The organism is Azospirillum formosense (genome assembly GCF_013340925.1).
In the GTDB taxonomy this organism is placed as follows: Bacteria; Pseudomonadota; Alphaproteobacteria; order Azospirillales; family Azospirillaceae; genus Azospirillum; species Azospirillum formosense.
In genome coordinates this window covers 24614-39851 of sequence record NZ_WHOR01000002.1, presented here as the reverse complement: position 1 = coordinate 39851, position 15238 = coordinate 24614, and the positions used below count along the sequence as shown (strand labels likewise).

General features: G+C 67.1%; 15 protein-coding genes. 5 read left to right on the top strand and 10 right to left on the bottom strand.

Annotated features, from left to right (window positions below; translation table 11 throughout):
• Positions 1-18: 18 nt before the first annotated feature.
• The 6 genes from GBZ26_RS00720 to GBZ26_RS00695 form a co-directional block, all read right to left on the bottom strand.
• Positions 19-906: a branched-chain amino acid ABC transporter permease gene (locus GBZ26_RS00720; RefSeq protein WP_174437141.1), complete on the bottom strand. Its 888-nt coding sequence runs from the start codon at positions 904-906 to the stop codon at positions 19-21.
• Between the two features lie 102 nt (positions 907-1008).
• A complete protein-coding gene (locus GBZ26_RS00715) occupies positions 1009-2223 on the bottom strand; it encodes an ABC transporter substrate-binding protein (protein WP_174437140.1) in 1215 nt (404 codons plus the stop codon).
• Between the two features lie 43 nt (positions 2224-2266).
• Complete coding sequence (locus GBZ26_RS00710; protein WP_174437139.1) at positions 2267-2989, bottom strand: ABC transporter ATP-binding protein; 723 nt, start codon at positions 2987-2989, stop codon at positions 2267-2269.
• The gene (locus GBZ26_RS00705) at positions 2982-3737 is read right to left on the bottom strand and encodes an ABC transporter ATP-binding protein (protein ID WP_174437138.1); all 756 of its coding nucleotides are present in this window, start codon (positions 3735-3737) and stop codon (positions 2982-2984) included. Before GBZ26_RS00705 ends, GBZ26_RS00710 begins: the two co-directional genes overlap by 8 nt.
• Before the next feature lie 346 nt (positions 3738-4083).
• Positions 4084-4557 carry a MarR family winged helix-turn-helix transcriptional regulator gene (locus GBZ26_RS00700; RefSeq protein WP_014240398.1) on the bottom strand — a complete coding sequence of 158 codons (474 nt, stop codon included), beginning with the start codon at positions 4555-4557 and terminating at the stop codon, positions 4084-4086.
• 409 nt (positions 4558-4966) lie between these two features.
• Positions 4967-6043: an enoyl-CoA hydratase/isomerase family protein gene (locus GBZ26_RS00695; protein WP_174437137.1), complete on the bottom strand. Its 1077-nt coding sequence runs from the start codon at positions 6041-6043 to the stop codon at positions 4967-4969.
• Positions 6044-6210: 167 nt separating this feature from the next.
• Between GBZ26_RS00695 and GBZ26_RS00690 the strand changes: the two genes are divergently transcribed.
• The 3 genes from GBZ26_RS00690 (at position 6211) to hemB (ending at position 9130) form a co-directional block, all read left to right on the top strand.
• Entirely contained in the window at positions 6211-7179 is a 969-nt protein-coding gene (locus GBZ26_RS00690) for a diacylglycerol/lipid kinase family protein (RefSeq protein ID WP_174437136.1), read from the top strand.
• Positions 7180-7204: 25 nt separating this feature from the next.
• Complete coding sequence (locus GBZ26_RS00685; protein ID WP_035673734.1) at positions 7205-8053, top strand: metallophosphoesterase family protein; 849 nt, start codon at positions 7205-7207, stop codon at positions 8051-8053.
• 63 nt (positions 8054-8116) lie between these two features.
• Positions 8117-9130 carry a porphobilinogen synthase gene (hemB, locus tag GBZ26_RS00680; protein ID WP_014240393.1) on the top strand — a complete coding sequence of 338 codons (1014 nt, stop codon included), beginning with the start codon at positions 8117-8119 and terminating at the stop codon, positions 9128-9130.
• Between the two features lie 49 nt (positions 9131-9179).
• Here hemB and GBZ26_RS00675 read toward each other — a convergent pair whose 3' ends face one another.
• From GBZ26_RS00675 to dapA, 3 genes are read right to left on the bottom strand one after another with little or no spacing between them, the layout of a single operon-like run.
• Entirely contained in the window at positions 9180-10208 is a 1029-nt protein-coding gene (locus GBZ26_RS00675) for a methyltransferase (protein ID WP_174437135.1), read from the bottom strand.
• 13 nt (positions 10209-10221) lie between these two features.
• Positions 10222-10698: an SsrA-binding protein SmpB gene (gene smpB / locus GBZ26_RS00670; protein WP_038527736.1), complete on the bottom strand. Its 477-nt coding sequence runs from the start codon at positions 10696-10698 to the stop codon at positions 10222-10224.
• 36 nt (positions 10699-10734) lie between these two features.
• On the bottom strand, positions 10735-11610 hold the full coding sequence (gene dapA, locus GBZ26_RS00665; RefSeq protein WP_038527734.1) for a 4-hydroxy-tetrahydrodipicolinate synthase: 876 nt from the start codon (positions 11608-11610) through the stop codon (positions 10735-10737).
• A 78-nt stretch (positions 11611-11688) separates the two neighbouring features.
• On the opposite strand from dapA, the gene GBZ26_RS00660 reads away from it, so the two are divergent.
• Both GBZ26_RS00660 and GBZ26_RS00655 read left to right on the top strand, forming a co-directional pair.
• Complete coding sequence (locus tag GBZ26_RS00660; RefSeq protein ID WP_174437134.1) at positions 11689-13677, top strand: lytic transglycosylase domain-containing protein; 1989 nt, start codon at positions 11689-11691, stop codon at positions 13675-13677.
• A gap of 263 nt (positions 13678-13940) precedes the next feature.
• Positions 13941-14168 (top strand): hypothetical protein, encoded by a 228-nt coding sequence (locus GBZ26_RS00655; protein ID WP_109071117.1) that lies wholly within the window; start codon positions 13941-13943, stop codon positions 14166-14168.
• 49 nt (positions 14169-14217) lie between these two features.
• Here the strand turns inward: GBZ26_RS00655 and mltG are convergent, their stop codons facing one another.
• On the bottom strand, positions 14218-15219 hold the full coding sequence (gene mltG / locus GBZ26_RS00650) for an endolytic transglycosylase MltG (RefSeq protein WP_174437133.1): 1002 nt from the start codon (positions 15217-15219) through the stop codon (positions 14218-14220).
• Positions 15220-15238 lie beyond the last annotated feature (19 nt).

Sequence of the window (15238 nt, the reverse complement as noted above, 5' to 3'; positions counted from 1 at the left end):
GATTTCGGTCGCCATGGGTCACCTCTCCCGCCCGAACAGGCCGGCCGGCTTGATCAGCAGCACCACGGCCATGATGACGAAGACGACGATGTTGGACGCCTCCGGATAGAACACCTTCGTCAAACCCTCCAACAGCCCCAGACCGTATCCGGTCAGCACCGCCCCCAGAATCGACCCCATGCCGCCGATCACCACCACGGCAAAGACGACAATGATCAGGTTGGAGCCCATCAGCGGGGATACCTGATAGATCGGGGCGGCCAGCACGCCGGCCAGCCCGGCCAACGCCACGCCGAACCCGTAGGTGGCCGTGATCATCAGCGGCACATTGATGCCGAAGGCCTGGACCAGCACCGGGTTTTCCGTGGCGGCGCGCAGGTAGGCACCGAGCTTCGTCCGCTCGATGGCGTACCAGGTGGCGAGGCAGACGACCAGCGAGGCGACGACGACCCAGCCGCGGTAGTTGGGCAGGAACATGAAGCCGAGATTCTGCCCGCCGCGCAGCAGGTCGGGAATGGGATAGGGCTGGCCGGACACGCCGTAGAAATGGCGGAACGCCCCCTCCACGATCAGCGCGAGGCCGAAGGTCAACAGCAGCCCGTAGAGATGGTCGAGCTTGTAGAGGCGGCTGAGCAGCGTCTTTTCCAGCGCCACGCCGAAGGCGCCGACGACCAGCGGCGCCAGCAGCAGCGCCCACCAGTAGCCGATCCCCGCCGTGGTCAGCAGCAGCCACGCCACGAAGGCGCCCAGCATGTAAAGGGCGCCGTGGGCGAAGTTGATGACGTTGAGCATGCCGAAGATGACCGCCAGCCCGAGGCTGAGCAGCGCGTAGAAGGACCCGTTGATCAGCCCCAGAAGAAGCTGCCCGAACAGCGCCTGGGGCGGGATGCCGAAGATGGTGGACATGTGCGGTTCTTCTCCGGCCGTTCTCCGACCGTTCTGCGCGGCGGGTGATCGCCCCGGCAGCCGGCCCGCGCGGTGGCAGGCCGGCGCCGGGGCGGGCGGGGATCAACCCGGCAGCTTGCAGCCGCTTTCCGCCATGGTGGCGAAGGCCTCGTCGCCGGGGATGGTGCGGATGATCTGGTAATAGTCCCACGGCCCCTTGGACTCGCTGGGCTTCTTCACGCGGGCCAGATACATGTCGTGGACCATGCGCCCGTTGGGCAGGATCTTGCCGTTCTTCGCGAACATGTCGTTGACCGGCATCTCCTTCATCTTGGCGGCGACGGTCGGCCCATCGTCGGTGCCCGCCGCCTCGATGGCCTTCAGGTAATGCTTGACCGAGGAGTAGCTGCCGGCCTGCACCATGGTCGGCATCTTGCCGGTCTTCGCCTTGAACTTCTCCGACCAGGCACGCTTCTCGTCGTCCATGTCCCAGTAGAAGCCGGTGGTCAGGACGAGGTCCTGGGCGACCTGGAGCCCCAGCGCGTGCACGTCCGACAGGAAGATCAGCAGCCCGGCCAGCTTCTGCTGCCCGCTCTGGGTCAGGCCGAACTCCGACGCCTGCTTGATCGAGGTGATGGTGTCGCCGCCGGCGTTGGCGAGGCCGATGACCTGCGCGCCCGACGACTGCGCCTGCAGCAGGAAGGAGGAGAAGTCCGCGGTGTTCAACGGTGCGCGCACCGCGCCGACGACCGACCCGCCGGCCTTCTTCACCTGGGCCGCCGTGTCGGTTTCGAGCTGGTGGCCGAAGGCGTAGTCGGCGGTCAGGAAGAACCAGCTCTTGCCGCCCTCCTTCACGATGGCCTGCCCGGTGCCGACGGCCAGCGCGCGGGTGTCGTAGGCCCAATGGAAGCCGGTGGGCGAGCAGGCGTCGCCGGTCAGGCGCGAGGTCGCCGGCCCCTGCATCAGGAAGATCTTCTTCTTCTCGCGCGTCACCTCCTGCACCGCCAGGGCGACGCCGGAATTCGGCACGTCGACGATGACGTCCACCCCGTCGCGGTCGATCCATTCGCGGGACAGGTTGGAGCCGATGTCAGGCTTGTTCTGGTGGTCGGCCGAGACGACCTCGATGGGTTTGCCGAGAATCTTGCCGCCTACCTCCTCCACCGCCATGCGGACGGCGACCGCCGAGCCCTCGCCGCCGAGGTCGGCGTAGAGGCCGGAGCGGTCGTTGAGGACGCCAATCTTCACGACGTCGCCGGAGATCTTGCCCTGCTGGGCCTGCGCGGAACCGACGGCCAGCGCGGCAAGCGCCGCTCCGGCAAGCAGACGTGCAATCATTCCATTCCTCCCGGTTCGAATTCGAACGTTTCTGCTTGTTGATTCAGACACCCAGATACGTGTGCAGTTTCTCCATGTTGGCGGCGAGCTGGTTGTTCGGGATCATGTCCACCACGTGACCTTCCTCCATCATGTAATGGCGGTCGGCGATGGTGGCGGCGAAGCGGAAGTTCTGCTCCACCAGCAGGATGGTGAAACCGCGTTGCTTCAGCTTGCGGATGGCCACCCCGATCTGCTCGATGATCACCGGGGCCAGCCCCTCCGTCGGCTCGTCGAGCAGGATCATGGTGGCGCCGGTGCGCAGGATGCGCGCGATGGCCAGCATCTGCTGCTCGCCGCCCGACAGGCGTGTACCCTGGGTCGAGCCACGGCCCTGGAGGTTGGGGAACAACTCGTGGATCTGCTGGACGGTCATGCCGCCGTCCTTCACCACGGGCGGCAGCGTCAGGTTTTCCTCGACGTTGAGCGAGGAGAAGATGCCCCGTTCCTCCGGCACATAGCCGATGCCGAGGCGCGGAATCCTGTGCGGCGCCATGCCGATCAGCTCCTGCCCCTGGAAGCGGATGGCGCCGGTGCGCTTGCCGACGATGCCCATGATGGAGCGCATGGTGGTCGTCTTGCCGGCGCCGTTGCGGCCCAGCAGGGTCACCACCTCGCCCTGGCGGACCTCCAGGTTGACGCCATGCAGGACGTGGCTTTCCCCGTAGAAGGCGTGGAGATCGGAGACCTCCAGCATCGCGGTCCTCACCGTTGCGCCGTCAGGCATGGCCACTCCCCATATAGGCTTCCCGGACCTTCGGATGGCGCGACACCTCGGCGTAGGGGCCTTCGGCCAGAACCTCGCCGCGGGCCAGGACGGTGATCCAGTCCGACAGGTTGGCGACGACGGACAGGTTGTGCTCCACCATCAGGATCGTGCGGTTGGCCGAGACCCTCTTGATCAGCGCCGCGATGCGGTCGATGTCCTCGTGCCCCATGCCGGCCATCGGCTCGTCCAGCAGCAGCATCTCCGGCTCCAGGGCCAGCGTCGTGGCGATCTCCAGCGCACGCTTGCGGCCGTAGGGCAATTCCGCCGCCGGCAGATGGGCGTAGACGGCGAGCCCGACATCCTCCAGCAGTTCCATTGCCCGCCCGTTCAGCCGGTCGAGCACCGATTCCGATTTCCAGAAGTGGAAGGAGTTGCCGAGCGGCCGTTGCAGCCCGACGCGCACATTCTCCAGAACCGACAGATGCGGGAACACCGCCGAGATCTGGAAGGAGCGGATGATGCCCAGCCGCGCCACATCCGCCGGCTTCACCGCGGTGATGTCGCGCCCGTTGAACAGGATGTTTCCGTTGCTGGGCTGAAGGAATTTGGTGAGCAGATTGAAAACGGTCGTTTTGCCGGCCCCGTTGGGACCGATCAGCGCATGGATGGACCCCCGTTTCACCCGCAGGCTGACGTCGCGGACGGCGACGAAGCCCCGGAATTCCTTGGTCAGTCCGCGCGTCTCCAGAATGACGTCACTTGCCATATCCTCCCCATTCCCTGTTTTTCAGCGAGTCTCCCCGGACTGCCTGCCGCGGGACCGCCTGTTGTTTGGTTCAGGTTATCAGCAATCTGTCACACGCACAGCTTACGGAAAGAACTTAATCCCGTCCATCCGGAAGCACTTACGGCGCAACAATGCGCTGCCGGATGGCGGCTCCGGTGGGGAAAAGGCTGTGCGGGAGGCCGGAAGGCGGGCATGAAAAAAGCGGCCACGCAGGGCCGCACACCGACTCGCGGCACGCCCCCGAACGCGAGGCCGGAGACGTGCCTTTTTCTTTCGACGCAGGAGCCGGAAACCGCGGAACCGATACGACTCAGGCGGCCGCGGATCAGGCCGCCGAAGTCAACGGAAAGCCGCTGTAGTCGAGCGACGCGGACCAGAAGCGTTCGAGCTTGCGCAGGGTCTCGTTCGCCTTGACCAGCTCCTCGTCGCTGAAACCGGCCTTCTCCAGCGCCGTCAGGTGGCGCTCGAACATGCGGCTGATCTTCTCGCGAAGATCGAGACCCTTCTCCGACAGGCGGACGCGCACCGACCGGCGGTCGTGCGGCGAACGCTCCTGCCCGAGATAGCCGTTCTCGACCATCTTCTTCACGTTGTAGGACACGTTGGAGCCGAGATAATAGCCGCGCGCCGTCAGTTCGCCGACGGTCATCTCGTCTTCGCCGATGTTGTAGAGGATCAGGCTCTGAACGTTGTTGATGTCCTGGATACCGAGCCGGTCAAGCTCGGTCTTCAGCACCTCGAGAAAGTGGCGGTGAAGCCGTTCGATCAAGAGGATGCTTTCATAATAGGGTTTGCGCACCGCGGTCTCCTTTGGCTCGTACCGGACATGGGCCGACCTGTGGCCTTTCCGGGGTCCTTAAGGGGAGATTAACCGATCATTGTCCGGCAATCACCTCAATAATGCCCCAAAAGCACAGCCCGGGTTGTAGAACAGCCTGGCCCTGCGGAATACCCCCGTCCGGCCGTGCCAAGCCCCATCGCGTGCCGGGAGGTGCCTGGAATCCAGGCACCCCGGCGGCGTTCCCGCCCGGCGAAGCGGGCGGCAAGCCGACCCGTCCCATCCGACCCCCGACAACAACCGTCAGGCCACAACAACGGTCAGGTTTGAGACAAGTCCCGCAAGGATTTCCCCAATACTAACGCAGAAACGCGCGGAATGTGCCGGCATCCGTGCACGTTCTGAGTGCAATAAAGGAGAGCAGGCCTCTTCATTCGGTAAAGCGCAAATCCCCGCCAACGGGTTCGGTGAAGTAACCGGCCACCTCCTCAGTCGTCACTTCGGCCAGAGAGGCCGGCGACCAGCGCGGGTTCCGGTCCTTGTCCACCAGCGCCGCGCGGATGCCTTCGTAGACATCGTGACGGGCGAGGAAGGCGAGGCTGAGGCGAAGTTCCTGGATCATGCAGCCGTCGAAGTCCAGCTTGGCGCCGCGGCGCAGCGCCTCCAGCGTCACCTTCAGGCTGGTCGGCGACACCCGCTTCAGCGTGGCGAGCTGGCCGGCGGCCCACTCCGTGCCCTCGGCCTCCAAGGCGGCGACGATGGCCTCCACCTCGTTGTGGGCGTAGCAGCGATCGATCGCCGCGCGGTTGGCGGCGACCGGCGGCTCGCCGGCTTCCTCGCGATGGCGGGCAACCGCCTCGTCAGCCGGCACGCCGTCGGCCAGCTCGGCGATCAGGGACTCCAGCTTGGCGCTGGGCACGAAGGCGTCGGCGGCGCCGACCTCGATCATGTCGGCCGCCTTCAGACGGTCGCCGGTCAGGCCCAGCCAGATGCCGACCTGTCCGGGCAGGCGCGGCAGGAAATAGGTGCCGCCGACGTCCGGATAGAGCCCGATGCCCGTCTCCGGCATGGCGAACATCGTCCGCTCGGTCACGATCCGGTGCGACCCGTGCACCGACAGGCCGACGCCGCCGCCCATGCTGATGCCGTCGATCAGCGCCACATAGGGCTTCGGGCAGGTGTGGATCAGCCGGTTGAGGATGTATTCCTCGCTGAAGAAGGCGCGGATGGACGCGCCGTCGTCCTGCCCCGCCTTGGCGGCCTTGCCCGTCTCGTACAGGTTCACCACGTCGCCGCCGGCGCAGAAGGCCTTCTCCCCGGCGCCCTGCACGACGATGGCCTTGATCTCCGGATCGGCGATCCAGGCGCGCAGCTGCGGATCGAACAGGCGGATCATGCCCAGCGTCAGGGCGTTCAGCGCCTTCGGGCGGTTCAGCGTCACCAGCCCGATGGAGCCGCGGCGTTCGAACAGGATCTCGGCGAACTGAGTGTCGGCGGGGTCGCTCATGGTTCCGGTCGTTTCCATTTGTTCGTTTGTGGGGCGAATTGATCGGTTTCGGGCGATGATACGGGCGGCGGGCGGCGTGTCAAACCGCGGTTTCGCAGCGCAGCGTCGCGGAACACCACCCCGGCCTCAGCCGTTGCCGCACCCACAGTCATGAGCGGGACAGTTCCATGATGGCAGCCTCAGCAGCGCAAGCGTCACGTCAGGAGGGAGCGGGCCGCAAGACGGCCATCGTCCTCAACCGGTCCGCGGGAACGCTGGCCGGACAGCCGATCGACGATACGGTGGCGGCGATCCGCAGCGCCTTCGAGCGGCACGGGGCGGAGGTGTCGCTGACCGCGGTGGAGCCGGCCGACTGCGAATCGGAAATCCGCAAGGCCATCGACTCCGACGCGGAGCTGGTGATCGTCGGTGGCGGCGACGGGACCATCCACACCGCGGTCAACATGATCCTTCCCACCGGCAAGATCCTGGGCATCCTGCCGCTCGGCACCATGAACCTGCTGGCGCGCGACCTGAAGACGCCGCTGGACCTCGACGAGGCGTACGAGGCCCTGGCCGCTGGCGAGGTGAGCAGCATCGACGTGGCGGAGGTGAACGGCGAGGTCTATCTGAACAGCTCCGTCCTCGGCTTCTATCCGCAGGTGGTCCAGGAGCGCGAGGAGAAGCGCAAGCAGCACCGGCTGCTGAAATGGCCCGGGATGGCGCTCGCCCTGATCCGCACCTTCCGCCGCCTGCCCCTGCTGGACGTACGGATCGACCTGGGGGATGGCCCACGCCGTGTGCGCACTCCAATTCTCGTCGTTTCCAACAATCCGTACGACGGCGAGGCGGGCAGCATGCTCCTGCGCCGCGACCGGCTCGATTCCGGCAATCTTGGCGTCTACGTGGCGCGCCAACGCGATCCCTGGGGGCTGTTGCGGCTGATGGGGCGCACCATGCTCGGAACCTGGCAGCATGATGAGGAGTTGGAAACGCTGACGGCCACGCAACTGACGGTGCACAGCCGGCGGCGGCGGCTGAAGATGGTCAACGACGGTGAAATCCTGCAGATGGAGCCGCCGCTGAACTACCGCATCCGTCACAAGGCGCTGAAGATCCTGCTGCCAAAGGCGGCCCCCGAAGGCGACGGTGCGTGACGGGAATGACTGCCGAGGAGGTGTCGTGAAGAAGCTCGCCCACATCTCGGACCTGCATTTCGGGCGGATCGACCCGCTGGTGGTCGACGGCCTGCTGGCCGACCTGACGGCGGCGCGGCCCGACCTCATCGTCATCTCGGGCGATCTGGTCCAGCGCGCCAAGGCCCGCCATTTCCTGGAGGCGCGGGCCTTTCTGGAGAAGCTGCCCTTCCCCTATCTGGTCGTGCCGGGCAACCATGACATCCCGGTCTACAACGTGGTGCGCCGCTTCCTCGATCCGTTCGGAAACTACAAGCGCTACATCACCAAAGACCTCAGCCCCTTCCACATCGATTCGGAAATCGCCGTGCTGGGGATCAACACGGCGCGCTCGGTCATCACGGATTTTTCCGAAGGGCGGATGAACAAGGCGCAGATCAAGCGTGTGCGGGAAGTCTTCTGCGAGGTGCCGGACACCGTCTTCAAGGTGCTGTTCACCCACCACCCCTTCCTGCCGCCGCCCGACGCGCCGAAGACGAAGCTGGTCGGGCGGCACAAACTGGCCCTGCCGGCGCTGGAAAGCTGCGGGGTCGACCTGCTGCTGGCCGGGCACCTGCACCGCGCCTATTCGGGCGACATCATGACCCACCACACCCAGGTGGCCCGCTCCATCCTGGTCGCCCAGGCCTCCACCGCGACCTCCACCCGCTTGCGCAACGAGGCCAACGCCTACAACCTCATCGCCATCGAGCCGCCGCGCGTCACCTTCGAGGTGCGGTCGTGGGAGGGGGCGGCTTTCACCGGCGGCCTCGTCTCGCAATGGCGCAAGGACGGGCACCGCTGGGTCATGGAGATGCAGGACTCGGGATTCAGACCTGTGAGCGGTGCGGCTTGAGTCACGGCGGCCTTGCGGCGTAGGATCGCGCCGCAAGTTTTAAGAGCACATCAGGTCCCCCGCATGTCCGCTTCGCATTTCCGGTCCCCGGCGTCCTTCCCGCGCACCCGGCTGCGCCGCAACCGCGCCGACGCCTGGACCCGCCGCCTCGTCGCCGAAAACCGCCTGACCGTGGACGACCTGATCTGGCCGGTCTTCGTCATCGAGGGGCAGAACCAGCGGGTGCCCGTGGCCTCCATGCCCGGCGTGGAACGGCTGACCATCGACCTGCTGACCGAGGCGGTGGCCGCGGCCGGCGACCTCGGCATCCCCTGCGTCGCCCTGTTCCCGGTCGTGGGCGCCGAGGGCAAGTCGGAGGACGCGGCGGAGGCCTACCGCCCCGACAACCTGATGAACCGCGCCATCCGCGCGCTGAAGGCCGCGGTGCCGCATGTCGGCATCCTGGGCGACGTGGCGCTGGACCCCTACACCACCCACGGCCACGACGGGCTGATGCGCGATGGCTACATCCAGAACGACGAGACGGTCGAGGTGCTGGCCCGGCAGGCGCTGTCGCAGGCCGACGCCGGCGTGGACATCGTCGCCCCGTCGGACATGATGGACGGCCGGATCGGCCTGATCCGCGACCGGCTGGACAGCCATGGGCATGAGCTGGTGCGGCTGTGCTCCTACGCCGCCAAATACGCCTCGGCCTTCTACGGCCCGTTCCGCGACGCGGTGAATTCCGGCGGCTTCCTGAAGGGCGACAAGAAGACCTACCAGATGAACCCCGCCAACACCGACGAGGCCCTGCACGAGGTCGCCCTCGACCTCCAGGAAGGGGCGGACATGGTGATGGTGAAGCCTGGCCTGCCCTATCTGGACGTCATCCGCCGGGTCAAGGACACCTTCGCCGTCCCGACCTTCGCCTACCACGTCTCCGGTGAGTACGCGATGCTGCGCGCCGCCGCGCAGAACGGCTGGCTGGATTACGACAAGGCGCTGCTGGAGACCCTGACCGGCTTCAAGCGCGCCGGCTGCGACGCGATCCTGACCTACGGCGCCGTGGACGCGGCGCGGCGGCTGCAGGAAGGCTGACCCTTCCGCGCGGGGCCGCGCTGCGGCGCGGCCTCCGCTCGCTCTTCCGTTACTTCGGCGTGCCCTTCCACACCTGGAACTGCGGCGTTTCCAGCAGCAGGTCGGCGTGGCCGAAGGCCGTCTTGAACAGCTTGCCCACCCCCGCCGTCCGCTGGGTCACCGCGACCAGCGAGCCGCGCAGCTTCAGATACTGCTTGGTGCCGGCGACCAGAGCCTCCAGCATCCCGAAATCCTCGTCCTTGCCGCGGTGGAGCGGCGGGTTCGAGACGATCAGCCCGAAGCGCTCCCGCGCGCCGAGACCGGACAGCCCGTCGCTCAGCACGCATTCGGCGTCCGGCACGTTCTGGCGGGCGGCGTGCAGAGCGACCGCGTCGATGTCGAGCAGGGTCAGCCGGGCGTCCGGCGTGCGCTCCCGCACCGCCCGGGCGATCACCCCGGCGCCGCAGCCGAAGTCCAGGACGGCGGTCCCGGCCGCGATCTCCGGCAGGACCTGGAGCAGGCATTCCGTGCCGGGGTCGAGCCGGCCATGGGCGAACAGGCCGGGATAGGACACCAGATCGAGCGCCCCGTCGCGCCCCGGCAACGGCAGGGCGACGGTCTCCCGCCAATCCTCCAGATTGCCCTTGGCCGAATCGCTGGTCCGGCGGGTTTCCAGCAGGCGGGCGCGGCGCTTGATGGTCAGCGTCTCCACCCCCTCCGCCAGACCGTCGAAGCGCTTCGGCGCGGAGGTGATGCCCTCGTCGTTGCTGCCGGCGATCCACAGCGGCGCCCCCGCCGGCAGGCGGGCGGCCAGGGCGTGAAGCGCCATCTCGAAGGCGGCCCAGCCGCGCGGCAGGCGCAGCACCGCGCCGTCGAAGGCGCCGTCGGCGGGCCAGGCGGTGGCCGGCTTGCCGTCCAGCCCCAGGCGGTGCCAGGAGACGACCTCCGCCCCGCCCTCGGTCAGGGCCTCCTCCATGGCGCCGTCGGTGTCGCCGGCCACCAGAATACGGCCCTGCGGGCGGCGCTCGGCCAGGGCCTCCGCGGCGACGCCGGCCACGGTGGAATCGCGGTCGGTCGCGCGGTTGGACAATCGGCTCACTAGGGTCTTCCTTTTATCCCCGGTCGCGCATCAGGCGCGCCTTGTCGCGCTGCCACGTCCGTTCCTTCTCGGACTCGCGCTTGTCGTGCTTCTTCTTGCCGGCGGCCAGGCCCACCTCGACCTTGGCGATGCCGCGGTCGTTGAAATAGACGGACATCGGGATCAGCGTGATCCCTTTCTGCTTGATGGCGCCCATGAGCTTGCTCAGCTCGCGGCGATGCACCAGCAGCTTGCGCGGCCGCTTGGTCTCGTGCTGAAGCCAGCGTCCCGCCTGCCCGTATTCCGGGATGTAGGCGTTGAACAGGTACAGCTCCCCGTTCTTGAGGCCGGCGTACGCCTCGTTGATGCTGGCACGGCCGCCGCGCAACGACTTCACCTCGGTGCCGGTCAGGATCAGACCGGCCTCCATGGTGTCTTCGATGAAATAGTCGAAGCGTGCGCGGCGGTTCTGTGCCGCGATGCGCCTTGGTTCGGGCTCGCGGGCGGCCACGTATCCTCCTTCCCTGGGGCGGGGTGCTGCCGTCCCTTAGGACAGCAGCCCGGCCTTCTTCATCGCGTCGCGGACCGTGGTCCGCGTGCTTTCCGACGCGGCGACCAGCGGCAGGCGAACCTCGTCCGAGGACTTGCCGAGCAGGCTGGCGGCGTATTTCACCGGCGCCGGGCTCGTCTCCACGAACATGGAATCGTGCAGCGGGGTCAGCAGGTCGCGGTACTTGTAGGCGGTGGCGAGATCGCCCTTCCGCCAGGCGTCCTGCATCGCGGCGCACTGGGCCGGCGCGATGTTCGCCGTCACCGAGATGCAGCCGACGCCGCCCTGCGCGTTGAAGGCCAGCGCCGTCGCATCCTCGCCCGAGAGCTGGATGAAGTCGGGGCCGACCTCCTGCAGCAGGCGGACCGGACGGGCCAGATCCGCCGTGGCGTCCTTCACGCCGACGATGTTCGGCAGCTTGGCGAGGCGGGCCATCGTTGCCACCGACATATCCACGACACTGCGGCCGGGAATGTTGTAGATAACGATCGGCAAATCCGCCGCGTCATGGATCGCTTTGAAATGCTGGTACAGACCTTCTTGCGTCGGCTTGTTGTAATAGGGCGTGACGACCAGCGCCGCGGTGGCGCCGGCCTTCTTGGCGTGCTGGGTCAGCGAGATCGCCTCCTCGGTGGAGTTCGACCCGGTGCCGGCGACGACCGGAACCTTCCCGCCCGCGGCCTCGATGCACAGCTCGACGACCCGGTTGTGCTCCTCGTGGGAGAGGGTGGGCGACTCGCCCGTGGTGCCGCACGGGACGAGACCGTGGGTGCCCTGCGCAACCTGCCACTCGACGAAGGACTGGAAGGCGGCCTCGTCCACTTTCCCGTTTTTAAACGGGGTCAAAAGAGCGACGATGGAACCGTACAACATGCCTGCCACCTCCGACGGACTACAAGAAAAGTGTCGCGCACCTTAGCCGCACCCGTTCCCCCGAGCAAGAGCGCCCGGATGATCATCCGACATGCCACCCGTTCCGCCGCCCATTCCGCCGCCCGTTCGGCCATTGCCGCCGCCCTGCTGGGGCTGATGGTGCTGTCCCAGCCCGCCGGCGCGGCCAGCCTGACGGCGCAGGACCTCGCCGTCTACCGGCAGGCCTTCAAGGCCGCCGACAACGACCGCCACGACGAGGCGCTGCGCATCGCCGCCCAGGCCTCCAACAAGCTGCCGGCGAAAGTGATCCGCTGGATGGCCCTGGCGACTCCCGGCGGCGGCAGCTTCGACGAGATCGCCGCCTTCATCCGCGAGAACGGCGACTGGCCCAACCAGGCGCAACTCCGCCGTCAGGCGGAAAAGGCGATGCCCATCGACCTGGACGAGGACCGGGTGCTCGCCTGGTTCAAGCAGTACCCGCCCCTGTCCAACGAAGGCTTCATGCGCCACGCCGACACGCTGCTGGCGACCGGCAACGCCGAGCGGGCGGTGCGGATGGTGCGCGACCGTTGGGTGGAGGCGAACTTCACCTCGGCGGACGAGGAGCAGTTCCTGGCCCGCTACCGCTCGCACCTGCGTCCGCAGGAGCACAAGGCGCGCATCGACCGCCTGCTGTGGGAGCGGCAGGAAGCCGCGGTGCGCCGCATGCTGCCCTTCTTCGACGAGGCCTACGACCTGCTGATCGAGGCGCGGATCGCGCTGGACAGCGACGCCAAGAACGCCGACGCCGCCTTGGCGCGCGTCCCCGCCTCCCTGCGCAACGATCCCGGCTTGCTGTTCGACCGCGCCCGCTACCGCCGCCGCAAGGGCGACGACGCGGGGGCGCTGGAGATCATCGCCCAGGCGCCCAAGGACATGGGCCGCCCGCAGGCGTGGTGGACGGAGCGCCACATCCTGGCCCGCCGCGCCATGGTGAACGGCGACCACAATCTCGCCTACCGGCTGGTCACGGCGCACGGCCAGACCGAGGGCAGCGGGGCCGCGGAGGCGGAATTCCTCGCCGGCTTCCTGGCGCTGCGCTTCCTCGACGACCCGTCGAGCGCCTTCAACCATTTCCACAAGCTCTACCGCTCGGTCGGCGCGCCGATCAGCAAGGCACGAGGCGCCTACTGGTGCGGGCGCGCCGCGGAGGCGTTGGGCCAGACGGCGCAGGCCAAGGACTGGTACGCCAAGGCCGCCCAGTTCGGCACGACCTTCTACGGCCAGCTTGCCGCCCGCCACACCGGGAACGGGCGCATCGCCCTGCCCGCCGAACCGCGGGTGTCCAACGCCGACGCCACCGCCTTCGAACGGCGGGAGGTGGTGCGCGTGACCAAGCTGCTGGCGGAGATCGAGGGCAACACCGACGAGCGGGTGACCGCCTTCCTGCGCCGCATCAGCCTCGACGCCAAGGAGCCGGCGGATTACGTGCTGGCCGCCAAGCTGGCCCGCGAGGTCGGGCGCCGCGACCTCGCCGTCGCCGCCGCGAAGGATGCCGCCCAGAACGACGTGTTCCTGGTGGAAGCCGGATACCCGATGATCGAGAGCCGCCCGTCCGCTCCGGAAATCGCCCTGGTGCATGCCATCATCCGGCAGGAGAGCACTTTCAACACCCGCGTGGTGTCGTCGGCCGGGGCGCGCGGCCTGATGCAGCTCATGCCCGGGACGGCGCAGCTGGTCGCCGGCAAGCTGGGCGTCAAGCACGACACCGCCAAGCTGATCAGCGACCCGGACTACAACGTGCGGCTCGGCTCGACCTATCTCGCGGACATGATCGACCGCTTCAACGGCTCCTACATCATGGCCATCGCCGCCTACAACGCCGGCCCCACCCGCGTGCGCCAATGGATCGACACCTACGGCGACCCCCGTGGCGAAGCCATCGACGCCGTGGACTGGCTGGAACTGATCCCGATCTACGAAACCCGCAACTACGTCCAGCGGGTCATGGAGGCCATGCTGGTCTACCGGGCGCGCATCCAGGGCGCCAAGGCGGAGCTGAATCTGGACAAGGAGATCCGGCGCTGAATTCCCGACGGTCCCTCGCCCATAACCGACGAGGGTCCGTCGCATCGATCAAAGACGAATATTCGAAAGTCACAAAAGCCGGCTCATCCCTGTCACATACCAAAATCGAAATCGTCCAATTTTTGGCGTTTTCGTCTGAAGTGGTAACTCTTCTTCCTACCCGGAAGATGAATTGCATTTAATCCTCTATTAACCACAAGCCGACAGAATTCTCATGCACGGACGGACCGTGTTTCTCTTTATTCCGTGATTGGGAGCCTACCATGCCAGCACCGATGGTCGCCGATGAAGTCCGCCAGGCGTGCCGCATCCACGCGCGCCTTTTAGACGCCTTCATCGCCTTGACGGAACAGGAGCTGGCGCAGCTCGCCCCTGGCTTCGCTGAGGAAAGCCTCATGGAATCGCTGGAGAAGATGCGCGCCGCCCGCAAGAGCTACGGCGCTCTGGGCGGTGTCGTTGCCCTGGAGGTGGTGGCGTCGAACGCCGCCTGATCAGGGGCTTTGCGTTCAGGCAGGCCTTCCGCTCGGGAACAGGGGACCGCTAATCCTGCGGCGAGTCCCCGTTGCCCGCGCCGCCGGACTGCCGGCGCTGCACCTCGCGCCATTTGGCGACGTTCCGATTGTGATCCGGCAAGGTCTTCGCAAAGACATGCCCGCCGGTCCCATCGGCGACGAAATACAAAAAGTCGTGTTTCTCCGGGTGCAATGCCGCCTGGATGGACGCCCGCCCCGGGTTGGCGATCGGCCCCGGCGGAAGACCCGCCGCGACGTAGGTGTTGTAGGGCGACTCGAATTTCCAGTCATTGCGGGTCAAGGCCCGCCCCAGTTCTCCCCCGCCGTCGGTCAGCGCGTAGATCACCGTCGGGTCCGACTGGAGTTTCATGCCGGTCTCCAGGCGGTTGACGAAGACGCCCGCCACCTTGGCGCGCTCCGCCGCGACGCCGGTCTCCTTCTCCACGATGGACGCCATGGTCAGCGCCTGCTGCGGAGTCTCGTAGGGCAGGTCCGGACCGCGATTCTTCCAGGCGTCGTTCAGCGCTTGGGTCATGGCGTGCTGCATCCGCTCGACCAGCGCCGAACGCGAATCGCCATAAGAATAGTGATAGGTTTCAGGGAGTACGGTCCCGTTCTTCGGAACCGTCTTCAACTCGCCGCTCAGCGCCGGCTCGGCGTCGAGCAGGGCCACCACCTGGGCGGAGGTCAGCCCCTCCGGCACCGTGAAGCGGCGGACCACGGTCTTGCCCTGGCGCAGCATTTCCAGGACGCCTTCGACGCTGATGCCCGCCGGGAACGCGTACTCACCCGCCTTCAGCGGTCCCTGGAGCTTTGCCGCGAATAGGAAGAGGATCGGAGACTCGACGACCCCGGCGTCTTCCAAGGTCAATGCGATCGCTTCCAGCCCGCTTCCGCGCGGAATGACCACCGTCTCGACGTGTTCAAGCGGCCCGGGGGCCGTCACACGGAGGGCACCCCAGAACACCAACCCGCTGCCCGCGGTGAGGACGGTCAACGCCCCCGCCGCGATTCGGAGGCCCCAGCCCATCGGCGGTCTCCGCGACGCT